This window comes from Cyanobium sp. Aljojuca 7A6 (assembly GCF_024346455.1).
Taxonomy (GTDB): Bacteria; Cyanobacteriota; Cyanobacteriia; order PCC-6307; family Cyanobiaceae; genus Cyanobium.
On sequence record NZ_JAGQCY010000008.1, the window covers coordinates 1 to 20826 of the forward strand.

Annotated in this window: 21 protein-coding genes, 1 tRNA gene and 1 other RNA gene; 11 read left to right on the forward strand and 12 right to left on the reverse strand. The window is 67.1% G+C overall.

Going from position 1 to position 20826, the window contains the following annotated elements:
- A partial coding sequence (locus KBY95_RS08560; protein WP_254964543.1) for a glycogen/starch/alpha-glucan phosphorylase occupies positions 1–579 on the forward strand: 579 nt, incomplete at its 5' end.
- 16 nt (positions 580–595) lie between these two features.
- Here KBY95_RS08560 and KBY95_RS08565 read toward each other — a convergent pair.
- Together KBY95_RS08565 and KBY95_RS08570 are read right to left on the reverse strand one after the other, a co-directional pair.
- Positions 596–1075: a hypothetical protein gene (locus KBY95_RS08565; RefSeq protein ID WP_254964544.1), complete on the reverse strand. Its 480-nt coding sequence runs from the start codon at positions 1073–1075 to the stop codon at positions 596–598.
- A gap of 38 nt (positions 1076–1113) precedes the next feature.
- Positions 1114–1431 carry a hypothetical protein gene (locus KBY95_RS08570; protein ID WP_216907445.1) on the reverse strand — a complete coding sequence of 106 codons (318 nt, stop codon included), beginning with the start codon at positions 1429–1431 and terminating at the stop codon, positions 1114–1116.
- A 429-nt stretch (positions 1432–1860) separates the two neighbouring features.
- Between KBY95_RS08570 and KBY95_RS08575 the strand changes: the two genes are divergently transcribed.
- Both KBY95_RS08575 and KBY95_RS08580 read left to right on the forward strand, forming a co-directional pair.
- On the forward strand, positions 1861–2583 hold the full coding sequence (locus KBY95_RS08575; protein ID WP_254964545.1) for a hypothetical protein: 723 nt from the start codon (positions 1861–1863) through the stop codon (positions 2581–2583).
- A gap of 195 nt (positions 2584–2778) precedes the next feature.
- Positions 2779–3516, forward strand: a complete 738-nt coding sequence (locus KBY95_RS08580; RefSeq protein WP_254964546.1) for a hypothetical protein — start codon at positions 2779–2781, stop codon at positions 3514–3516.
- A gap of 35 nt (positions 3517–3551) precedes the next feature.
- On the opposite strand, the gene KBY95_RS08585 is transcribed toward KBY95_RS08580, so the two are convergent.
- Positions 3552–3625, reverse strand: a tRNA-Arg gene (locus KBY95_RS08585).
- Between the two features lie 91 nt (positions 3626–3716).
- Here KBY95_RS08585 and rnpB point away from each other — a divergent pair.
- Positions 3717–4125: RNase P RNA component class A (gene rnpB, locus KBY95_RS08590), an RNA gene on the forward strand.
- Between the two features lie 11 nt (positions 4126–4136).
- On the forward strand, positions 4137–4892 hold the full coding sequence (gene rnc, locus KBY95_RS08595) for a ribonuclease III (RefSeq protein WP_254964547.1): 756 nt from the start codon (positions 4137–4139) through the stop codon (positions 4890–4892).
- Here rnc and KBY95_RS08600 read toward each other — a convergent pair.
- The gene (locus KBY95_RS08600; protein WP_015109734.1) at positions 4870–5049 is read right to left on the reverse strand and encodes an NAD(P)H dehydrogenase subunit NdhS; all 180 of its coding nucleotides are present in this window, start codon (positions 5047–5049) and stop codon (positions 4870–4872) included. The genes rnc and KBY95_RS08600 overlap by 23 nt on opposite strands.
- A 142-nt stretch (positions 5050–5191) precedes the next feature.
- Here KBY95_RS08600 and rimM point away from each other — a divergent pair, with 142 nt between their 5' ends.
- Both rimM and KBY95_RS08610 read left to right on the forward strand, forming a co-directional pair.
- Complete coding sequence (rimM, locus tag KBY95_RS08605; protein WP_254964692.1) at positions 5192–5707, forward strand: ribosome maturation factor RimM; 516 nt, start codon at positions 5192–5194, stop codon at positions 5705–5707.
- Between the two features lie 92 nt (positions 5708–5799).
- Positions 5800–7266, forward strand: a complete 1467-nt coding sequence (locus tag KBY95_RS08610) for a mannose-1-phosphate guanylyltransferase/mannose-6-phosphate isomerase (RefSeq protein ID WP_254964548.1) — start codon at positions 5800–5802, stop codon at positions 7264–7266.
- A gap of 208 nt (positions 7267–7474) precedes the next feature.
- Here KBY95_RS08610 and glmS read toward each other — a convergent pair whose 3' ends face one another.
- Positions 7475–9373 (reverse strand): glutamine--fructose-6-phosphate transaminase (isomerizing), encoded by a 1899-nt coding sequence (glmS, locus tag KBY95_RS08615; protein ID WP_254964549.1) that lies wholly within the window; start codon positions 9371–9373, stop codon positions 7475–7477.
- A 118-nt stretch (positions 9374–9491) separates the two neighbouring features.
- Entirely contained in the window at positions 9492–9737 is a 246-nt protein-coding gene (psaC, locus tag KBY95_RS08620; RefSeq protein WP_011377242.1) for a photosystem I iron-sulfur center protein PsaC, read from the reverse strand.
- Between the two features lie 149 nt (positions 9738–9886).
- On the opposite strand from psaC, the gene acpP reads away from it, so the two are divergent.
- Genes acpP through tkt form a run of 3 tightly spaced genes read left to right on the forward strand, consistent with a single transcriptional unit; the run spans position 9887 to position 13461 of the window.
- Positions 9887–10129, forward strand: a complete 243-nt coding sequence (acpP, locus tag KBY95_RS08625; protein ID WP_254964550.1) for an acyl carrier protein — start codon at positions 9887–9889, stop codon at positions 10127–10129.
- A 7-nt stretch (positions 10130–10136) separates the two neighbouring features.
- Entirely contained in the window at positions 10137–11384 is a 1248-nt protein-coding gene (gene fabF / locus KBY95_RS08630; RefSeq protein WP_254964551.1) for a beta-ketoacyl-ACP synthase II, read from the forward strand.
- Positions 11385–11442: 58 nt separating this feature from the next.
- Entirely contained in the window at positions 11443–13461 is a 2019-nt protein-coding gene (gene tkt, locus KBY95_RS08635; RefSeq protein ID WP_254964552.1) for a transketolase, read from the forward strand.
- A gap of 98 nt (positions 13462–13559) precedes the next feature.
- Here tkt and KBY95_RS08640 read toward each other — a convergent pair whose 3' ends face one another.
- Positions 13560–14519, reverse strand: a complete 960-nt coding sequence (locus tag KBY95_RS08640; protein WP_254964554.1) for a glycosyltransferase family 2 protein — start codon at positions 14517–14519, stop codon at positions 13560–13562.
- A gap of 6 nt (positions 14520–14525) precedes the next feature.
- Here KBY95_RS08640 and KBY95_RS08645 point away from each other — a divergent pair, with 6 nt between their 5' ends.
- Positions 14526–14867: a hypothetical protein gene (locus tag KBY95_RS08645; protein WP_254964556.1), complete on the forward strand. Its 342-nt coding sequence runs from the start codon at positions 14526–14528 to the stop codon at positions 14865–14867.
- Here KBY95_RS08645 and KBY95_RS08650 read toward each other — a convergent pair.
- From KBY95_RS08650 to rfbG, 5 genes are read right to left on the reverse strand one after another with little or no spacing between them, the layout of a single operon-like run.
- Positions 14864–16285 (reverse strand): hypothetical protein, encoded by a 1422-nt coding sequence (locus KBY95_RS08650; protein ID WP_254964557.1) that lies wholly within the window; start codon positions 16283–16285, stop codon positions 14864–14866. The two genes, KBY95_RS08645 and KBY95_RS08650, sit on opposite strands and share 4 nt — an antisense overlap.
- Positions 16286–16306: 21 nt before the next feature.
- Positions 16307–17365, reverse strand: a complete 1059-nt coding sequence (locus tag KBY95_RS08655) for an SDR family NAD(P)-dependent oxidoreductase (RefSeq protein WP_254964559.1) — start codon at positions 17363–17365, stop codon at positions 16307–16309.
- A 5-nt stretch (positions 17366–17370) separates the two neighbouring features.
- On the reverse strand, positions 17371–18237 hold the full coding sequence (locus tag KBY95_RS08660; protein WP_254964560.1) for an NAD(P)-dependent oxidoreductase: 867 nt from the start codon (positions 18235–18237) through the stop codon (positions 17371–17373).
- The gene (gene rfbH, locus KBY95_RS08665) at positions 18234–19727 is read right to left on the reverse strand and encodes a lipopolysaccharide biosynthesis protein RfbH (RefSeq protein WP_254964561.1); all 1494 of its coding nucleotides are present in this window, start codon (positions 19725–19727) and stop codon (positions 18234–18236) included. Before rfbH ends, KBY95_RS08660 begins: the two co-directional genes overlap by 4 nt.
- Complete coding sequence (rfbG, locus tag KBY95_RS08670) at positions 19724–20824, reverse strand: CDP-glucose 4,6-dehydratase (protein WP_254964562.1); 1101 nt, start codon at positions 20822–20824, stop codon at positions 19724–19726. Before rfbG ends, rfbH begins: the two co-directional genes overlap by 4 nt.
- Between the last annotated feature and the right edge of the window lie 2 nt (positions 20825–20826).

The following is a 20826-nucleotide window of genomic DNA, read 5'->3' on the forward strand; positions in this document are numbered from 1 at the left end:
GACCTCTCCGAGCAGATCTCCACCGCCGGCCTGGAAGCCTCCGGCACCGGCAACATGAAATTCATGATGAACGGTGCCCTCACCATCGGCACCCTCGATGGCGCCAACGTCGAGATCCGCGAGCAGGTGGGCGAAGACAACTTCTTCCTCTTCGGCCGCACCACCGAAGGCATTGCCGCCCTCAAGGAGCAGGGCTACCGGCCCTGGGAACGGATCGCCAGCACGCCGGAGCTGCCGGAGGTGCTGCATCTGGTGGGGCAGGGACACTTCAGCAACGGTGACAAGGAGCTGTTTAAGCCACTGCTGGAGAATCTCACTGGCCTCGACCCGTTCTTCGTACTGGCCGACTTCGAGGCCTACATGCGCGCCCAGCAGGCGGTCAGCGACGCCTGGAGCGACCGCCCCCGCTGGAACCGGATGTCACTGCTGAACACCGCCCGCAGTGGGCTGTTCTCTTCGGACCGCTCGATCCGGGAGTACAGCGAACGGATCTGGAAAACGGAGGAATTCCCTGTGACGATCACCTGCGAGATCGATGAGGCCCCGGCCAAGGGCCGCAAGCTGCCAACGGCCCACTGAAGCGGGGCGGGGCGGCTCAGCCGCCCCGGTGATCAGGCAGATCTGGTGTCTGGTGCAGAAGGCGATTGAGACGCAGGCGGTCGGCGTTGAGGGGGTCGGGGGCCAGCTCACCGGCCACTTCGCGGAAGGTCTGTTCCACGGGCTCGGGCACCCTCACATCAAAGATGCGCTCCATCAAAGCCTCAATGGAGAAGAGGTGGGCGTTGATGTTCTCCAGGTCGGCCATGGCCTGCTGAATCGCATCGGTTTCAGGTGGCCCGTCGGCGCCGGCCTCCTGCAGGTCGGCCTCGGGAGCCGCCGGGGTGGGCGCCGCATCACTATCGCCGTGCTGCTTCTGAAGCTCCTCCAGCACCCGGCCGGCCAGGGTGCGGAACGACTGCAGGGCGGCCCAGTTGAGCTCCTGTTGCTGACGGAGGCTGGGATTTTCTCGGATCAGCCGGTCGTGTTCCCGATAGAACCGCTGGCAATCAGGACATTGGCAGGGCTCTTCTGGCACCGCGTCCCTTCTTTCATTCAACGACCATCATGGCACCGTCAGGCCGCTAAGGGGCCTTGATCGGGCCGATCACCCGCCTCACTGAGCAGCGGCAGGGGAATTTCGATCGAACTCACCACCTGAATCACATCGCGCAGGCGCATGGAATCGGCGAACCAGCCCATGGCCTGCTCCACGTCGCCGCGGCGTTCGGCGTCGCTGGCCTGCTCCTCATGGGCGTCGGCGAGCAGGGCCAGCCAGCAGAGGCAGCGGGCCTGCACCACCGAGAGATCCAGTTCATCGGGATGGGCGTGGGCGATGGCCTCGCTCTCCTGTTGCACCAGCAACCGCAGGCGCAGGTCGTGAAGCTGGGTCATCCACTACTGACGACTGGCACCACGCTAGCGGGAGCGTCCGCTTTGGGAAGCCCACCAGCGGTAGCGCACGTTACGGCTGGAGCCAGGCCTCAGCTGGCCCCCACTTTCCGGGTGTTCACCACCATCTGGGCAGTGGGAGGACATCCAGCCCCCACTGAGGGTGGGGATCGCAGCGGCAGAAAGGGAACGCTTAACGATCGTTCGCAGCCTGGCGTCAGGCAAAATTCCATGTGGGAGCAGGGATCTCTCACCGGCAACGACCCGGATCCGGCCGCAGGATGACGAAGCCCTGACAAAGCTGAAGATCCGATGACAGCGCTCCTTAAGGATTCCTCAGATTTGTGGTAAGGTTGCCACGTTGGCCAAGTTCGCCTCATAGGTGCTTGGGCCACATTGACCCCCCACGCACCCAACCACCCACTCCAATCCATGACGACCACTCGATTCCGCTTCAGACCGGCGACCATCGCCAAAGCTGGCGTCTTGGCCGCCACCATCGCTCTGACCGTTCAAGCCGGCGAATCCAAGGCACAGCTCAGCGAGGCCTTGGCCGATCCAGTCAGTTGCGCCGCCACTGCTCTCAACACCGCAGCTTGCAACCCCCTCGTAGGCGACAAACAGTTTTCGGACTTCACCTTCACCGGTTTCACTCCGGCGGCTGGCGATACGGTTTCGTTCCGCCAGACCGCTCCGACGGCTTTTTCGATGCAGTATAACTTCGATCCCGGCCGGAGCGCACCTAATGCAACAGGAACCTTCGGTTACAAAATCACTATCATCGAACCATTCAAATCACTTGGTTTTAGATTCCTTAACGCCCAAGCCAACATTACAGGTGGCACCATTGGTGGGGGCGCCCTCAACACCGTAGCCTCTTCAACGGCACTAACCGGTGGGTCTGTAAGTTCCACCTCAGGCCCTGGACCCATCGATACCTTCATTGACGACACCTTTGAAGCGGTATTTTCCCAGACCTTCTCGGCATTAGGTGGCAACGACCCCACCGCCGACATTGAAAGCTTCGGCCTGCGGTTCAGACAGAACAAGGAGTTCACTACCTCCTCCGTTCCGGGTCCTCTGCCGATCCTCGGTGCTGGTGCCGCCTTCGGTCTCTCCCGTAAGATGCGCCGTCGCATCAAGCAGGCTGCCTGACAATCTTAAGCAGGGTTCCTCAGTAACCATCTGCTCACCTACAGCCTCCCCTTCGGGGAGGCTTTTTTTTTGATCTGAACCGTAGCGGTCAGGCCATGGGGAGCCCACACCGCCTCGGAGGGGTAATCTGGCCGTTGAACGTTGAACCCAGAGACGGATCCCCATGGCCCACAGTCCACGGAAGGGTTTGTACTGATGGACGAATTGAGACTGAACGATGAGGCCCCCACGAGGCTTCCGAGCATCGCCTCCCGCGCCTGCGACCTTGTTGGTTGGATTCTGATTGGCAGTTCGCTGAGCAGTCTTCTGTTCATTGCCCTGCCGGTCAAACTGATTGATCCGGCGTGGCAACTGCAGTTGATCAGCGCCATCCTCGCCAGCACCACATTTCTGCTGCTCGGCACGCTTCTGGTGTGTGGGGCCACCTGGCTGAACGCGAAAAGCCGGACGCTGCAACAACGATCGGACTTCGTGCGCAGGGCGGCCGGCTGGTTTGCCGTACTGCTCTTGGTGTTGATTCCTTACCAACTCTATGCCGGAAACCGGGCCAGTGGAGTGGTTCAGGCAACCGAGAATAAGAGCATCCAGCTGATCAAAAATGTAATCCGAGGTGTGACAGCAACCAGCAGCGAACCGGAGTTGAGAAGCTTTCTTGCCAGCCTCCCGACGCCGCCGCCCGTCCCAGCCAAATTCGACGCACCCTTTGGCGAGATCAAGCAGCGACTCCTGATCAACTTCAACAGTCAGCTCAATGCGGCCAACTACCAGGCCGGTGAACTGCGTCGCCAGCGTCTGGAGCGGTTCATCGCCGATGTTACGCGCAACTCCGTGCAGGCCGTGCTCATGGCCATCGCCTTCACCGGCATCGCCGAACAATTCGGTCCACTCCTGGGGTTGTTCAGGCGCATCGGTCTGTTCCGCTACAGGGACTGACAACGGCCTTCGCCCAGAAAGAGCCAGGCGATGAACGGGGCTGGCGGGACTCGAACCCACGACCTACGGTTTAGGAAACCGTCGCTCTATCCGGCTGAGCTACAGCCCCTGCATTGGGGTGAGTCAGGCTAACCCTCCCCCGCGCTTGGTCACTTTAGGGCTGGGCTTGGTCTCGCCTCAGGCTCCTAGTCTGAACAGCGGAAAGCAGGCGAGGTGATCGCGATCGGTGCGGTGCGGCCTTCGGGCCAGAGCTGCGGCCGGTTGAGGAAAGTCCGGGCTCCCCAATGGCCAGGCTTGCTGGGTAACGCCCAGTGCGGGTGACCGTGAGGACAGTGCCACAGAAACACACCGCCGATGGCCGGCCGGGCTCGCCCGGTGGCACAGGCAAGGGTGCAAAGGTGCGGTAAGAGCGCACCAGCGGCATCGAGAGGTGCCGGCTTGGTAAACCCCGGCTGGGAGCAAGGCCCAGGGACAGCGGTTGGCCATCTTCCCCGTCCCGATTCCCATGCGCCGCTCGAGGCCGCCGGTGACGGCGGTCCCAGACAGATGATCACCCCCCCTGCCGTTGGCAGGGGAGAACAGAACCCGGCTTACGTCCTGCTTTCCCCCCTTGCCCCGCGATGACTCCCCAGCGCCGCCAGCAACTCCTGGCTTTTCTGGAGAGTCTCGGCTCCGGCGCCGCCTCCAGCCTGCTGCCCCTGGATCCGGAGGCCGCCAGCGCCGCCCTGGCCACCCTGGATGAGGCCCTCACCCACAGCTCCACCGGCCAGCCCCGCCACCATGACCGCCTGGAGTTCCTCGGCGATGCGGTGCTGCGCCTGGCGGCCGCCGAGTTCCTGCGCGCCGCGCACCCGTCCCTGAGCGTCGGCGACACCTCCGCCCTGCGGGGCCAGCTGGTGTCCGACCGCTGGCTGAGCGAGCTGGCCCGCGCCATTGCCCTGGAGCCGGTGTTGTTGCTGGGGCCGATGGCCGCCGGTGACCAGGCCGGCCGCGCCACCGTGCTGGCCGAATGCTGCGAAGCCCTGGTGGGGGCCATCTACACCGTGGGCGGCGGGCCCCACGGCGGGCTGGCGGCCGTGCAGCACTGGCTGGCCCCCCATTGGCAGGCCAGCGCCGCCGAGCTGCTGGCCGACCCCGTGCGCCACAACTGGAAGTCGGTGCTGCAGGAATGGAGCCAGGGCAAGGGGAAGGGTCTGCCCGCCTACAGCTGCCAGGAGCGCAGCCGGGTGCACGGGGATCCGGAGCGCTTCGAATGCCGCGTGGAGGTGGCCGGGCTCAGCGGTGAGGGCCGGGGCGGTTCGCGGCGGGAGGCGGAACAGCAAGCCGCCCGGGCTGCCCTGGCGACGCTCGAGCTCAGGCCTGCTCCAGGGTGCTGAGGGGCACGGTCACCAGCTTGTCCCAGTTGCCGCCTTCGAACAGCACCGCCGCCATCGCCCCGCTGATGCGCTGCACGAAGCCCTGGTAGCCGTTGTAGATGGAGCGGGGATCGCGCACCACCACGGTGGAACCGGGCAGGATCGGGCTGCTGGCCATGGCGGAGGCCCCCGGGAGCCATCAAGTGGGGCCATTATCGGTGCCCAGGTGCCATGGCGCGATGATGCGCCGCGAAGCGAGTGCTCAGGCCGTGGCCGATACCAGCAACGAGGCGCCCGGAGCCGACGACCCGGGGGAGCTGATGGCGGTCGGACGGTTCGTGGCGGCCCAGGGCATGGGCGGTGAGGTGCGCCTGCTGCCCCTCAGCGACTTCCCCGAACGTTTCACCAGACCCGGGATGCGCTGGCTGCAGGCCCCCAACGGCGAACCGCGGCCGGTGAGGCTGCTGTCCGGCCGGCCCCTGCCAGGCAAGAACCTCTTCGTGCTGCGCCTCGAAGGCGTCAGCGACCGCAACGCCGCCGAAGCCCTGGTGGACCAGCACCTGCTGGTGCCCGCCAACGACCGTCCCAGCCTCGAGCCGGGGGAATTCCACCTGCTTGATCTGGTGGGGCTCCAGGTACGGCTACTGGACGAGCCCCAAAGCACCCTCGGCACCGTGACCGACCTGATCCATGCCGGCAACGATCTGCTGGAGGTGGAGCTCACGGCGGGGGGCCGGCGATTGCTGATCCCCTTCGTGGAGGCGATCGTGCCGGAGGTGAACCTGGCGGAAGGCTGGATCGGCCTGACGCCGCCCCCCGGCCTGCTCGACCTCTGAATCCGTCCCAGGTGCGGCGGAACGCTGACGAGCGCGGCCGCCTCAGGTTGAATGGGCCCGACTGATGGTCCTGCGGGACAGCTGCAGCTTCCATGGCTTCCCCCTCCCTGGTTCCGGTGATCCTCTGCGGTGGCACCGGAACCCGCCTCTGGCCCCTGTCGCGGGCCAGCTACCCCAAGCAGTATTGGCCCCTGGCCGGTACCACCGAGGAAACCCTCCTCCAGCAGACCCACCAGCGCCTGCAGGGCCTGCCTGACCTGGCACCACCCTTGCTGATCTGCAACGAGGACCATCGCTTCATCGTCGCCGAACAGATGCGCCAGATCGGCGTGGAGCCGGCGGCGATCCTGCTGGAGCCGATGGGGCGCAACACCGCCCCGGCGGTGGCGGTGGCGGCCCTGCAGGCCACCGCCCGCGGTGACGACCCGCTGCTGCTGATCCTGGCCGCCGATCACGTCATCCGCCGGGCCGTCGACTTCCGCGCCACGGTGGTCGCCGGCATGGCCGCTGCCACCGCCGGCCAGTTGGTCAGCTTCGGCATCGTGCCCACCAGCGCCGAGACCGGCTACGGCTACATCGAGGCCGCCGGACCCATGGCCGCCACCACCCCCGTACCGATCGCCCGCTTCGTGGAGAAGCCGGACAAGGCCACCGCCGAGGCATTCCTGGCCACGGGCCGCTTCACCTGGAACAGCGGCATGTTCCTGTTCCGGGCCAGCACGATCCTGGCGGAGCTGGAGCGCTTTGCCCCCGAGGTGGTGAGCGCCTGCCGCACGGCCCTGGAGCAGGACAGCGCCGACCTGGAGTTCCTGCGGCTGGAGCGGGTGGCCTTCGCCAACGGCCCCAGCATCGCCATCGACGTGGCGGTGATGGAGAAGACCGAGCGGGGCGTGGTACTGCCCCTCGATGCCGACTGGAGCGACGTAGGCAGCTGGGGGGCCCTGTGGGAAACCTCCGAGCAGGACACCGAAGGCAACGTGCTGCGTGGCCGGGTGATCAGCGAGGGCAGCCGCAACTGCTATCTGCGCAGCGAACACCGCCTGGTGGTGGGGCTGGGCGTGGAGGACCTGGTGGTGGTCGAAACCGACGACGTGGTGCTCGTGGCCCACCGCGACCGGGCCCAGGAGGTGAAGGGCATCGTCGGCCGGCTGGAGCGGGATGGCGCCCCCGAGAGCCGCGCCCACCGCCGCATCTACCGGCCCTGGGGCCACTACGACGGCGTGGTGGAAGGGGAGCGCTGGCAGGTCAAGAAGATCTCGGTGAAGCCCGGCGCCAGCCTCTCCCTGCAGATGCACCACCACCGGGCCGAGCACTGGGTGGTGGTGCGGGGCACCGCCGTGGTGGAAAAAGACGGCGTGGAGGAACTGGTGGGTGAGAACCAGAGCACCTACATCCCCCTCGGCGCCCGCCACCGCCTCACCAACCCCGGCAAGATCGCCATGGAGCTGATCGAGGTGCAGAGCGGTCCGTACCTCGGCGAAGACGACATCGTCCGCTTCGACGACCGCTACGGGCGCAGCGACGCCCCGGCCCTGACCGAGCCCCTGAGCCAGCCTTGAGGGCGCCGGCCTGCGGCGGGCAACGCCGCCTTCGGCCGGCACCATCAAGGCGGCAAGGGGCAGGGCAGGAGCCGGGCTGGGGAGGGAGGACACCGACGGCTCTCAGTGCCACTCCCCCCAGGAGGGTGTCGGTCCGCGGTGGGCTCGGAGGCGGCGTTGCCCGCGCCAGCGGGCTCGCCCGCCGCAGGCCCGCCGCGGACCGACACCCTCATTCGACGGTGACGCTCTTGGCCAGGTTCCTCGGCTGATCGACGTCCAGGCCGCGGTGGGCGGCGATGTGGTAACTGAGCAGCTGCATCGGTATGACGGTGAGCAGGGGGCTGAGCAGCTCGTCCACCTCCGGCAGGGGCAGCAGCACATCGAACAGTTCGGTGTCCGGGCAGAAGGGCGCCACCCCGATCAGCTGGGCATCGCGGGCCTTGGCCTCCTGGGCATTGGAGAGCACCTTCTCGAACACAGTGCCCGGCACGGCAATCGACACCACCGGCACCCGGGCATCGAGCAGGGCGATCGGGCCGTGCTTCATCTCCCCGGCCGGGTAGCCCTCGGCGTGGATGTAGCTGATCTCCTTGAGCTTGAGGGCCCCCTCCATGGCGATCGGGTAGTTGATGCCTCGCCCCAGGAAGATCACGTCCTGGGTGTCGGCGAACAGATGGGCCAGCTCGGCACAGCAGCGGTCATGGTCATCGACCAGCCGCTGCAGCACCGGCGGGAGTGCGCGCAGCTGCTCGGCCAGGGCCCGCAGCTCGGCGGGGGTGCGGCCGCCGCCGAGGGGATGGGCCGTGCCGCCGCGGCGTTCGGCGAAGGCCAGCGCCAGGCCGTAGAAGGCGAGCAGCTGGCCGAGGAAGGTCTTGGTGGCCGCCACCCCCACCTCGATGCCGGCACCGATGTCGAGCAGATGGGGCACCAGGCGGCCGAGGGAACTCTCGGGGCGATTGGTGATGCCCAGCAAGCGCGGCGCATAGGCCGGATCGGCCACCAGGAAGCGCCGCTCCTGCTCCATCGCCAGGGCGGCGAGGGTGTCGGCCGTCTCGCCTGACTGGGTGACGCCGATGGTGAGCGTATGGGGCTCCAGCGGTGGTGGGGCATAGCGGAATTCGCTCGCGTAAAACACCGACGTGGGCAGCCCCGCCAGCTGCTCCAGCAGGTGGGCCCCCACCTGGGCCGCATGGCGGCTGGTGCCGCAGGCGAGGATCTGGATCCGCTCCACCCCCTCGTAGACGGATTCATCGAGGGGGAGCGCCACCAGTGCCCCCTCCGGCAGGTGGCGGGCCACCCACAGGGCCATCGTCTCCGGCTGCTCGTGGATCTCCTTGTGCATGAAGTGGCGGAAGCTGCGCTTGTCCGCCACGTGCTCGGTGCCCACCAGCAGGGTGGGGTTGCGCTGCACCCGCGTGCCGGCCCCGTCGTACAGCTCGATGCCCAGGGGCGTCAGCAGGGCCACCTCGCCATCCTCCAGGGGCAGGATCGTGCGGGTGAAGCCGGCCAGGGCCGGCGTGTCGCTGGCGCAGAGGAACTCTCCCTCCCCCAGGCCGATCAGCAGCGGCGCCTGCCGCCGGGCCACCACCACGGCCCCCGGCACCGCCGCCCACACCACCGCCAGGGCATAGGCCCCCTGCAGCAACGGCAGCACCTGCTGCAGGGCCTCCAGCAACAGCGCCGGCGAGGCCCCTGCCCCCTCGGCCTGCCGCTGCCGCAGCCGGCGGGCGAGCAGGTGGGGGATCACCTCGGTGTCGGTGTCGGAGCGGAACGCGACGCCTTCGGCCTGCAGCTCCTCCCTGAGGCTGCGGTGGTTCTCGATGATGCCGTTCTGCACCACGGCCAGCTGGCCGCTGCCATCGAGGTGGGGGTGGGCGTTGCGCTCCTCCGGTTTGCCGTGGGTGGCCCAGCGGGTGTGGCCGATGCCGCACTGGCCCGGTGCCCCCCGTTCCTCATACCGGGCCGTGAGGTTGACCAGCTTGCCCTCGGCCTTGAGGCAGTGCAAGCCGGCCGCGTCGACGGTGGCGATGCCGGCGGAGTCGTAACCGCGATACTCCAGCTGGCGTAGACCTTCCAGCAGCTGGGGGGCCGCCTCCCGCGAGCCGATCAGGGCAACGATGCCGCACATAGGAGAAGCAATCCGGCGGGAAACGGGAATGGTGGGCCCAACGGGAGTGCTGGGCCAAAAAAAAGCCCGGCGCTGGCGCCGGGCAAGAGCTTATGGGAGGGCAGCGATGCTGCCGAGCTCAGTAGGCCAGGCCCATGGAGCGGCTGGTCTCGTCGCCCAGGTAGACGCGGATGCTCAGGAAGTCGGTGGGGCAAGCGGTTTCGCAGCGCTTGCAGCCGACGCAGTCTTCGGTGCGGGGAGAGGACGCGATCTGGGCGGCCTTGCAGCCATCCCAGGGCACCATCTCGAGAACGTCGAGGGGGCAGGCACGGACGCACTGGGTGCAGCCGATGCAGGTGTCGTAGATCTTGACGGCGTGGGACATGCCAGGGCCGGGAACGAACGGCGAGGTGCCCAAAGTACCCACACCGTTCCGGCGCAGGGCCGGACCCGGCGTCGGCCGTCACCCTTGTTCATACGGCGAAAGGGCCCGACCAGGGCGACCCGTAGGATGCTGCCTCCCTCACAGCAGCCATGTCCCAGGAAGCGATCTTCGAGAAAGTCCGGTCGATCGTTGCCGAACAACTCAGCGTGGAGGCTGACGAGGTCAAGCCGGAATCCAACTTCCAGAACGACCTGGGAGCTGATTCCCTCGACACCGTCGAGCTGGTGATGGCCCTGGAGGAAGCCTTCGACATCGAGATCCCCGACGAGTCGGCCGAAGGGATCATCACGGTGGGCGACGCCGTCAAATACATCCAAGAGAAGCAGGCCTGAGGCGTCCATGGTGGAGGGTCTCCGCCGCGTCGTCGTTACCGGCCTGGGCGCGGTCACACCGATCGGCAACAACGTCGCGACTTACTGGGAGGGGCTGATCAGCGGCCGCAATGGGGTGGCGCCGATCACCCTTTTCGATGCCTCCCGCCATGCCTGCCGCTTCGCCGCCGAAGTCAAGGACTTCGACACGGCCGGCTGGCTCGAACCGAAGGAAGCGAAGCGCTGGGACCGCTTCTGTCAGTTCGGTGTGGTCGCGGCCAAACAGGCCGTGGCCGATGCCGGCCTGAGCATCGACGACAGCAATGCCCAGCGCGTTGGGGTGGCCATCGGCTCCGGCGTGGGCGGGCTGCTGATGATGGAAACCCAGGCCCACGTCCTGGCCGACCGCGGTCCCGACCGGGTCAGCCCGTTCTGTGTGCCGATGATGATCCCCAACATGGCCACGGGACTGGCGGCCATCGCCATCGGCGCCAAGGGGCCTAGCAGTGCTGTGGCCACCGCCTGCGCCGCCGGCTCCAACGCCATCGGGGACGCCTTCCGGTTGATCCAGATGGGGCTGGCGGACGCCATGGTCTGCGGCGGTGCCGAATCGGCGATCACCCCCCTCGGGGTGGCCGGCTTCGCCAGCGCCCGGGCCCTCTCGTTCCGCAACGATGACCCGGCCACGGCCAGCCGTCCCTTCGACGCCGAGCGCAACGGCTTCGTCATCGGCGAAGGGGCGGGGGTGCTGGTGCTGGAGAGCCTCGAGCACGCCACGGCCAGGGGCGCCCGGGTGCTCGGCGAGATCATCGGCTACGGCATGACCTGTGACGCCTACCACTACACGCTTCCCTCCCCGGGCGGCGTGGGGGCGGCGGAGGCCATCCGGCTGGCCCTGGCCGATGCCCGGCTGGAGCCGGAGGCGGTGGATTACGTCAATGCCCATGGCACCAGCACCCAGGCCAACGACAGCAACGAGACCGCCGCCATCAAGTCGGCCCTCGGGGCCCACGCCATGACCATCCCGGTCAGTTCCACCAAGTCGATGACCGGCCACCTGCTGGGCGGTAGCGGCGGCATCGAGGCGATCGCCGCGGTGCTGGCGGTAACCCATAACCAGGTACCGCCTACGATCAACTACAGCACGCCCGATCCCGCCTGCGATCTGGATGTGGTACCCAACCAGGCCCGGGAACACAACGTCAACGTCGTGCTTTCCAACTCCTTCGGATTCGGCGGCCACAACGTCTGCCTCGCCTTCCGCCGGATGACCTGATCACCCGGCGCCCCATCCCAGGAACACCTCCCTTTTCCCTGCACTCCCCTGTCAAGCCATGGTCGCCGCCCCCACCACCCAGGTCGATAGCCACGTAGAGACGCTCTGCATCAACAGCATCCGCTTCCTGGCGGTCGATGCGATCAACAAGTCCAACTCGGGCCACCCCGGCCTGCCGATGGGCTGCGCTCCGATGGCCTTCTCCCTGTGGGACAAGGTGCTGCGCCACAACCCCAAGAATCCTCAGTGGTTCAACCGCGACCGCTTCGTGCTTTCGGCCGGCCACGGCTGCATGCTGCTCTACGCGCTGCTGCACCTCACCGGCTACGACAGCGTGACCCTGGAGGACCTCAAGCAGTTCCGCCAGTGGGGCTCCCGCACCCCCGGCCACCCGGAAACCTTCGAGACCCCTGGCGTGGAGGTCACCACCGGCCCCCTGGGCCAGGGCATCTCCAACGCCGTGGGCCTGGCGATCGCCGAAGCCCACCTCGCGGCGAAGTTCAACAGGCCCGACGCCACCATCGTCGACCACTACACCTATGTGCTGATGGGTGACGGCTGCAACCAGGAGGGTGTCTCCAGCGAGGCCGCCTCCCTGGCCGGTCACCTGGGTCTGGGCAAGCTGATCGCCCTTTACGACGACAACCACATCACCATCGACGGCAATACCGGCGTGTCCTTCACCGAGGACGTGATGAAGCGCTATGAGGCCTACGGCTGGCATGTGCAGCACGTTGAAGACGGCAACACCGACGTGGCCGCCATCACCCGGGCGATCGAAGCGGCCAAGGCGGTCACCGATCGTCCCAGCCTGATCAAGGTCACCACCACCATCGGCTACGGCTCCCCCAACAAGGCCAACACCGCCGGCGTGCACGGCGCCGCCCTCGGAGCCGAGGAGGCCGAGCTCACCCGCCAGCAACTGGAGTGGAGCTACGGGGCCTTCGAGGTGCCCGAGCCCGCCTACGAGCACTGGCGCGCCGCCATCCAGCGCGGGGCCGCCGCTGAAGCCTCCTGGAACGAAAGCCTGGCCGCTTACCGAAGCCGGTACCCCGCCGAAGCGGCCGAGTTCGAGCGCCTGCTGCGCGGTGAGCTGCCCGAGGGCTGGGATGCTTCGCTGCCCGTCTTCACCCCCGCCGACAAGGGCCTGGCCACCCGTCAGCACTCCTACAACGCCCTCAACGCCTTCGGCCCCAGCCTGCCCGAGCTGATCGGCGGCTCCGCCGACCTCACCCACTCCAACCTCACCGACATCAAGGGCGAGGCCAGCTTCCAGAAGGGCCATGAGGCCAACCGCTACCTGCACTTCGGCGTGCGGGAGCACGCCATGGCGGCGATCCTCAACGGCATCGCCTACCACAACAGCGGCCTGATCCCCTACGGCGGCACCTTCCTGGTGTTCGCCGGCTACATGATCGGCGCCATGCGCCTCTCGGCCCTCTCCCAACTGGGCGTGATCTACGTGCTCACCCACGACTCGATCGGCCTGGGCGAAGACGGTCCCACCCACCAGCCGGTGGAAACCCTGGCCAACCTGCGCGCCATCCCCAACCTGCTGGTGATGCGCCCCGGCGACGGCAATGAGACGGTGGGGGCCTACAAGGTCGCCGTCACCAACCGCAAGCGGCCCACGGTGCTGGCCCTCAGCCGCCAGGCCATGGTCAACCAGGCCAACTCCGCCGCCGACAAGGTGGCCCAGGGCGGCTATGTGCTCGAAGACTGCACCGGCACCCCGGATCTGATCCTGATCGGCAGCGGCACCGAGCTCGACCTCTGCGTCAAGGCTGCCGCCCAGCTGAGCGCTGCAGGCAAGGCCGTGCGCGTGGTGTCGATGCCTTGCGTCGAGCTGTTCGAGGAGCAGGACGCCGCCTATCGCGAGTCGGTGCTGCCCGCGGCCGTGCGCAAGCGGGTGGTGGTGGAAGCCTCCAGCTCCTTCGGCTGGCACAAGTACGCCGGCTTCGATGGCGCCACTGTGTCGATCGACAGCTTCGGTGCGTCCGCCCCCGGAGGCGTCTGCCTCGAGAAGTTCGGCTTCACCGTCGACAACGTGGTGGCCACGGCGAAGGCCCTGGGCTGATCGAGCCTTACCCCCTCAAGGGTTGGCTTGATCCTTTCCGAAGCCGGGCCTTGGGGTCCGGCTTTATCATCTCAGCTTTATCCGTTCGCAAGGACAGTTCAGCCCTCTCGGGAGGGCACGTTGTGGCGGCTGCGCTCCACCACCAGCGGCAGGCGCAAGGTGCGCTGGTTGATGAAGCCGATGTATTCGCCCAGGATCCCGAGGGCGAACATCATGGCGCCGGCGAAGAACAGCGCCGAGATCGAGAGCATGGCCAGGCCGAACTGAAAGCTTTCCCAGAAGATCAGCTTGCTGAGCATCACCACGAACGACAGCAGGATCGAGAGGGCCCCGAGCGTCAGGCCGGCGGTGGTGATCAGCCGCATCGGCTTGCGGGAGGAGGTGACAATGCCAAGCACACCGAAATCCACCAGAAAAGAGAGCGAGGCCGAACTGCTGCCTCCTTTGCGATCGGCACTCACGTACGGAATGGTGGACCACTTGAAGCCGATGGCACAGACCAGACCCTTGATGAAGGGATAGGAATCGATCGATTGCCGCAGGGCCAGAATCACGGATCGATCGTAGATGCCGAAACCTGTGGTGTCGCGCACCATCGGGTAGTCGGAGAGCCAGGACAGCGTGGCGTAGTAGATCTTCTTGCAAAGAAACAGGATCGGGCTTTCGTGGCTGGAACGCCGTACAGCAAAAATCACCTGGTGATCACCCTGCTTCCAGGCCGTGATCAGATCCGCCACCAACTCGGGGGGATCCTGCAGATCTGACATCAGAAAGACATTGGCGTCCGCATCAGGGACCAGCAGGGCGTTGGCAGAGGAGCGCACAAAGCCGAAGTTCGAGACATTGCGAATCAGGCCAACCCGTGAATCCCTGGCCGCCAATCCTTCGATCAGAGCGACCGTTTGGTCGGTGGAGCAATTGTCGGCAAACACGACGGAGAAGACATCGTCGGGGAATTGATCAAGAACCTTCGACAACCTCACATAGAGGGCTTCAACGTTCGAGGACTCGTTGTAACAGGGAATGCATATGGCGATATGATGAGTCGCTGCCGTCATAAGACAATGTTGACCAAAAGCATGCTGCAGGCAGTGTATCTATTCGCTGCCGTTCTAGCGGCATGCCTGGGCCAATTCATCTTGCGGATCCGCCCTCCGGCCGAAGGCATCCGCACCACATTGCTCTATCTGGTGGCCTCGCTGCTTTGCTATGGCGCATCGTTCGGAATCACGGCCCTTGTGCTGCCCGCCGCCGATCGCAAACTGGCAGTGTTGATACTCAGCCTGCAATATCCGCTGCTGTATGTGCTCTTCGCTGTCAAGGATTCGGCCGCTCTGCCACCGGCCAGTCTGGTGGCGATCAGCCTCGGTTATGCAATTGTCGCTGTGGGCATGTTCGGGCGTTAGCTGAGACTGACGCAGAGCCGATCGATCTGTTTCGGGCCCAGCGTGAAACTCCACACCGGACCGCCATAGATCGTTACAGGCAGAGGATCCGACTTCCTACATTGATCTCTCAATTGATCCTCGTAGACGAATGTCGTGACCTCACCACTGGGACTCTCCTCGGTGACGGCCCTGCCAACGACATTGTTGTGATAAAAGACCAACGTCAGAACCAGCCAGGTCGCCAAGGCACGGCTAGAGGCCGTGTTTCGCGTTTGTTTGTCACGGGCCAGCAGGACAAACGCCATCAACATCACAGACAGAAACAGGACGGTGTTCCAATAGAAGAATCGTCCCCCCGCGTCCTCCACCACCATCAGGGCGAGGTCCACGCCGCGTCGGGTGGCCACCAGCAGGCTGGAGAAGGAGAGCACCAGGGTGGAGAAGATGGCCAGGTAAAGAAGGGCCGGCTGGCCCATCTGCCTCGTCACCACCCGCATCGCCAGCAGCACTAGGGCCAACACCCCCAGCACGGCCAGCAACTGCAGGGGATCAGGCAGATTCCGGAGGTACCACCAGGGCTTGTAGCCCCCCAGCAGTGGGCTGATCAGGTGAACCGTGAACCAATCGAGCAGGATGTCAGGCCGCTTCAGCAGCTTGGCGATCGCCCTGACCGTTGAGAGGGGGTAGTTGGTCTGCAGCTGGGAAAAGTAGATCTGCAGGGACGACAGCAGCACCGGCAGGCTCAGCCACAGTGGGTGGATCGGCAGTCGGCGGCGACGCAGGCCATGGAAGACCAGCAACGGAATCGTGTAGATGGCCATGAAGGGGCCGGTGAAGGCCGCCACCAGCCCATAGAGCAGCAGAAATGCCTTGAGAAACGGAGACTTGAAGACCTCCGGGCGCCCACTCCCCTGCTGTGCCACCACGCCATAGGCGATCAGGATGAAGCCAAGCGGGAAAAAGATGTAGGCATTGGGCAGATTCAGATAGGTCTCGCCGGCATAGGGGTAATAGACGTAGGGGATGTAGGCCACCCGCATCAGCCGGCTGAACACCCCGGCACCGATCAGGGCCTCGACACTGACCAGCGGCAGCAGGTAGGACACCCAGGCCACCAGCAGAAAGAAGCCTGGATAGGTCAGTGGGGAGAGCAGATTCACAGCCGTGAGCGCCGTGAGGCGTTGCAGCAGATGGCTGTATCCCGCATACAGCTGCAGCAGCGAACCGGTGCCCTGATCGATGGCCTGCTGCAGAAAGATCGAGCCGTCCTCCGCATAGAGGGTGGGCGCCAGGGAGACGGAGGGGCGCCGCAGGTGGTAGCCGAGGGCACAGAGGCCGATCAGGGCGGCGGACACGAGAAAGCCATGCAGCCTGGGAGGCAGTCGCTGCTCCGCTGACTGCCGGATCTGCTGGATCTTGTGGAGGACGTTCGCCATGGGTGCGCGCAGCGTCTCCGCTCAGGCCTTCATCAGGTTGGTTTCGGTCCAGGCGAGCATGCGGCTGACGCCGTCGCGGCAGGAGATGGCCGGCACCCAGCCGAGCAGGCGCTGGGCCTTGCCGATGGCGGCGATGAAGCAGTCCTGGTCGCTGGCCCGCCGGGGGGTGGGCGTGTACACCAGCGGCGGAATGGCGAGCAGTTCGGAGAGCAGGGCGAACAGCTCCAGCAGGCTGAGGGAGTTGGCGGCGCCGCCACCGATGTTGAAGATCTCCCCGTTCATCTGCTGGCGGTGGTCGTAGGCGGCCCGGTACAGGCGGATCAGGTCGTCGGCGTGGAGCACATCGCGCACCTGCTTGCCGGTGCCGGCGATGGTGAAGGGCTCGGGGGCCACGCCGGCGAGGTGGGCACGCTTCTGCTCGATCGCCTTCTGGCAGAACCAGCCCACCCAGCCCTGGTCGAAGGAGGCGAACTGGCGGCCGCCGAAGATCGAGGAGTGGCGGAAAACCACTGTTTTCAGGCCGTAGACGCGAGCCCAGTCGCGCACGTATTGGTCGGCGGCGCCCTTGGAGCAGCCGTAGGGGGTGGAAAAATCCAGCCCCAGCGCTTCATCGAGGCCTTCGGGGTGGTCGCTCAGGTGGTAACGGGTGGGGGTCTCCTCGTAGCGCAGTTCCTCCAGATCGCCATAGACCTTGTTGGTGCTGCTGTAGGCGATCAGCGCCTCAGGGGACAGGGCCCGGGCCGCCTCCAGCACAGCGAACGTGCCCAGCACGTTGGTCTGCAGGTCGCGGGCGGGATCGGTCAGGGAGGTGGTCATGGCCACCTGGCCGCCCACGTGGCAGATGTAGTCGAAGGGGGCGTGGCGGCGGAACACGGCCAGCACGGCCTCCGCCTCGGCCAGGTCGGCCTGGAGGAAGTGGAAGCGCCCCGGCGCGGCCTGCTGCTCCAGCCAGGCCAGGTTGGCCGCCGACCCCTTGCGGAACAGGGCATCCACCACGATCACCTCGGCCCCTTCCTGCAGGTAGGAGGCAGCGAGGTTCGATCCCAGAAAGCCGCAACCGCCGGTGATCAGGACCTTCATCGACATCAGGGCAGAGGGGACGCGGGGAGCCGCAGACCAGCCAGGTCCGGAACGTATCGCTCGATCTGATCGGGGCGGTCGGGAAGCACACCGGGGCGCAATCTACCGGTCGCCCCCAGGCGCTCCCATTCCGCTTCGGCGAAGGCCAGCAGGCTGGTGGCGGCCCCCGAACCGATGTTCACCACCAGGGGCGCGCCGGCGGCCACATCGGGCCGCGCACAGGCCGCCAGCAGGTGGTCGGCCACCTCGGCGACGGGGATGAAATCGCTGATCTGGCGGCCGGAGGTCATCGGGAAGTCGTGGCCGGCTTGGGCGGCACGCCGCAGGGAAGGCCAGAAGTTGCCTGAATACTGGCCCTCGCCGTAGGCGGAGAAGATGCGGCCGTAGAACAGCTCCAGCCCCTCGGCGATGGCGAAGGCGCACAGCAGCTGGAAGGCCGCCGCCTTGCTGGCGCCGTAGGCGCTCAGGGGCTCCAGGGGGGCGTCGGGGGGGATGGCCTGGTAGCGGCGGGCGGCGTTGCCGTACTCGTGACTGCTGCCGGCCACGACGCAGCGGCGCACCCCCGCCTCCGCCGCCCGCTCCAGCAGCCGCAGGCTGCCGGCCACATTGGCCTGCACCAGCTCGTCCCAGCTGGCGGGCTTGGGGCTCACCCCGGCCGAGGCCAGGTGCAGCACCGCCTCCACGCCCTCCAGCGCCGAGGTCTCCAGGCTGGCGAGGTCGCCCTGGCACCACTCGGGCTCACCTGGCAGGGGGATCACCGGGGCGGAGGCGGGGCTGCGGCGCAGGGCCCGCACCTGGTGGCCCGCCGCCAGGGCCGCCGCCAGCACATGGGAGCCGATGAAGCCGGTGCCGCCGGTGAGGAACAGCCTCATCGGCTGCGGCAGAAGTCGAGGATCACCTCGATCTCCTTGGCCAGCATCGGGGCCGTCAGGCCCGGGTAGGTGCCGAGGAACAGGGTGTCAACCATGATCGCGTCGGCGCCGGCCAGCTCGCCCACCACCCGCAGGGCGTCGGGGCGGTCGGCGCGCAGCTGCACGAAGGCCGGCTGACGCACCAGGTTGCCGCCGAACAGCATGCGGTTGCCGATGCGGTGGGCATCGAGCTCCCGGGCCAGGTCGGTGCGGCGGAAGGGGGCGTCGGGCTTCACCGAGATCTTGAAGCCGAACCAGGAGCAGTCGGTGCGGCAGCCCGTGGCATCCCAGGAGAAGCCGGCCTGCGGATCCCAGCCGGTGGCGTGGGTGGGCAGGGAGAACTCCAGCACGGACTCGGTGGGCACCAGCCCCTCGCGCAGGGTCTGCCAGTTGCGCTTGCGGGCCTCGATGAACTCGGGGAGGCGGCGCAGCTGCACCCGGCCGATGGCGGCCTGGGGATCGAGGGGTTTGAGGTTGAAGCCGAGGTGGCTGTAGATGTACTTGTGGTCGTAGCCGGCGGGCAGTTCGCCCAGCTGCCAGTCGAAGCGCTTGCCGCAGGTGTCGTCCTTGCCGGAGGGGCACCAGCAGTCGCGGCCCCAGTCGCGGAAGCTCTCGGCCACCACCTTGAGCTTCTGGTCGCGGACGATGTTGACGGCGCCGCCCTCGCCCATGGTGAGGTGGTGGGGCGGGTAGAAGCTCTGGGTGCTGATGTCGCCCCAGGTGCCGGTCCAGCGGATGACGCGGTCGGGGCCCTCCTCGAGGCCAGGGCTGTTGGCGCTGAAGCCGAGGGATTCGGCCAGCTCCCGGGGCATGGAATAGGAGCACCCCAGGGCGTCGCAGTTGTCCTCGACGAGATAAAGATCATGGGCGCGGCAGAAGCGCAGCACCGCCGCCAGATCGAAGGGGTTGCCCAGGGCGTGGGCCATCATCACGGCCTTGGTGACGCCGGGCCGGTAGGCGGCCTCCAGCTGGTCGCAGCGGGCGTTGCCGGTGACCGGATCGGCGTCGATGAACACCGGCACGGCGCCCACCTGCAGGATCGGCGCCACGGTGGTGGGGAAGCCGGCCGCCACCGTGATCACCTCATCGCCGGGGCGCAGGCGCCGCTCGGCGGGGAGGCGGTGGGAGGTGAGGGCCGAGATGGCCACCAGGTTGGCGGAGGAGCCGGAATTGACCAGCAGGCTGTGGCGCACCCCGAGGAAGGCCGCCAGCTCGCTCTCCATGGCGGCGCCTTCGGTGCCGAGGGTGAGCCAGAAGTCGAGGGTGGTGCCCACGGCCGCTTCGACTTCGTCTTCGGTGAAGACCCGGCCGGCGTAGGGGATCGTCTGGCCGTCGGCGTGGGGGGTGCGATCCGGGTCATCGCCGGGGCGATAGGCGGCGTGGGCGCGGCGGGCGTAGTCGCGGGTGAGCCGCAGGATCTCCTGCTTGAGCTGGTCGAGGTCGGCGGTCATGGGGTGGAACGGCCCGGCGGGAGAGCGGCTAGGTAGGCGGTGAGGTCGTCGAGGCAACAGGCCAGCGGGTCGTCGCCCGCCTCGATCACGCGGCGATACCACTGAAGCGTGCGGGCGGTGGTGGTCGCGAAGTCCCAGCGGGGCGACCACCCGAGGCGGTGGTGGGCCTTGTCGACCACCAGATTCAACAGACCGGCCTCGTGGGGGGCGCTGGGGTCGGAGGCATCGATCCAGGTGCCGGGCCAGTGGGCCAGGGCCTGCTCCACCAGCTCTTGCACGGGCCGGTTGGCCTCCAGCTGGGGCCCGAAGTTGAAGGCCTCGGCCATCGCCAGGCCATCGGAGGGCTCGGCGAGGGCCTCGGCCAGGGCCAGGTAGCCGCCGAGGGGTTCGAGCACGTGCTGCCAGGGGCGGGTGGCGGCGGGGTTGCGCAGGGTGATGGGCTCGCCGGCGCGCAGGGAGCGGACGGTGTCGGGAATGATGCGATCGGCCGCCCAGTCGCCGCCGCCGATGACGTTGCCGGCCCGGGCGCTGGCGATGCGCAGGTGGGGCGACTGGTGGGGCAGGGTGCCGCAGTAGCTGGCGCGCCAGGAGCTGATCGCCAGCTCGGCGGCGGCCTTGCTGCTGCTGTAGGGGTCGTGGCCGCCGAGGGGGTCGTTCTCCCTGTAGCCGTAGAGCCATTCGTTGTTGCGGTACACCTTGTCGGTGGTGATCAGCACCGCGGCGCAGGGATGGGCCAGGGGGCGCAGGGCCTCCATCAGATGGATGGTGCCCATCACGTTGGTGTCCCAGGTGAGCACCGGCTCGGCGTAGCTGCGCCGCACCAGGGGCTGGGCGGCCAGGTGCAGCACCACCTCCGGCTGGACGGCGGCCACCAGCTCGCGCAGGGCGGCCGGATCACGCAGATCGCCGATGTGGTGATCGAGGCGGGAGGCCAGGCCCAGCTGGTCGAACAGGGAAGGGTCGGTGTCCGGCGCCAGGGCGAAGCCGGTGACGCGGGCGCCGAGTTCGCAGAGCCAGAGGGCCAGCCAGCTGCCCTTGAAGCCGGTGTGGCCGGTGAGCAGGACGCGCCTGCCCTGCCAGAAGGCGGGGCTGATCATGG

Bases quoted from the DNA above. Each gene is read 5' to 3' on its own strand.
- fabF (WP_254964551.1), top strand. From the start codon at position 10,137: ATGGTGGAGGGTCTCCGCCGCGTCGTCGTTACCGGCCTGGGCGCGGTC.
- acpP (WP_254964550.1), top strand. From the start codon at position 9,887: ATGTCCCAGGAAGCGATCTTCGAGAAAGTCCGGTCGATCGTTGCCGAA.
- KBY95_RS08640 (WP_254964554.1), bottom strand. From the start codon at position 14,519: ATGACGGCAGCGACTCATCATATCGCCATATGCATTCCCTGTTACAAC.
- glmS (WP_254964549.1), bottom strand. From the start codon at position 9,373: ATGTGCGGCATCGTTGCCCTGATCGGCTCGCGGGAGGCGGCCCCCCAG.
- psaC (WP_011377242.1), bottom strand. From the start codon at position 9,737: ATGTCCCACGCCGTCAAGATCTACGACACCTGCATCGGCTGCACCCAG.
- KBY95_RS08610 (WP_254964548.1), top strand. From the start codon at position 5,800: ATGGCTTCCCCCTCCCTGGTTCCGGTGATCCTCTGCGGTGGCACCGGA.
- rfbH (WP_254964561.1), bottom strand. From the start codon at position 19,727: ATGACCGCCGACCTCGACCAGCTCAAGCAGGAGATCCTGCGGCTCACC.
- KBY95_RS08660 (WP_254964560.1), bottom strand. From the start codon at position 18,237: ATGAGGCTGTTCCTCACCGGCGGCACCGGCTTCATCGGCTCCCATGTG.
- tkt (WP_254964552.1), top strand. From the start codon at position 11,443: ATGGTCGCCGCCCCCACCACCCAGGTCGATAGCCACGTAGAGACGCTC.
- KBY95_RS08575 (WP_254964545.1), top strand. From the start codon at position 1,861: ATGACGACCACTCGATTCCGCTTCAGACCGGCGACCATCGCCAAAGCT.
- rimM (WP_254964692.1), top strand. From the start codon at position 5,192: ATGGCGGTCGGACGGTTCGTGGCGGCCCAGGGCATGGGCGGTGAGGTG.
- rnc (WP_254964547.1), top strand. From the start codon at position 4,137: ATGACTCCCCAGCGCCGCCAGCAACTCCTGGCTTTTCTGGAGAGTCTC.
- KBY95_RS08645 (WP_254964556.1), top strand. From the start codon at position 14,526: ATGTTGACCAAAAGCATGCTGCAGGCAGTGTATCTATTCGCTGCCGTT.
- KBY95_RS08650 (WP_254964557.1), bottom strand. From the start codon at position 16,285: ATGGCGAACGTCCTCCACAAGATCCAGCAGATCCGGCAGTCAGCGGAG.
- KBY95_RS08580 (WP_254964546.1), top strand. From the start codon at position 2,779: ATGGACGAATTGAGACTGAACGATGAGGCCCCCACGAGGCTTCCGAGC.
- KBY95_RS08655 (WP_254964559.1), bottom strand. From the start codon at position 17,365: ATGAAGGTCCTGATCACCGGCGGTTGCGGCTTTCTGGGATCGAACCTC.
- KBY95_RS08600 (WP_015109734.1), bottom strand. From the start codon at position 5,049: ATGGCCAGCAGCCCGATCCTGCCCGGTTCCACCGTGGTGGTGCGCGAT.
- KBY95_RS08570 (WP_216907445.1), bottom strand. From the start codon at position 1,431: ATGACCCAGCTTCACGACCTGCGCCTGCGGTTGCTGGTGCAACAGGAG.
- rfbG (WP_254964562.1), bottom strand. From the start codon at position 20,824: ATGATCAGCCCCGCCTTCTGGCAGGGCAGGCGCGTCCTGCTCACCGGC.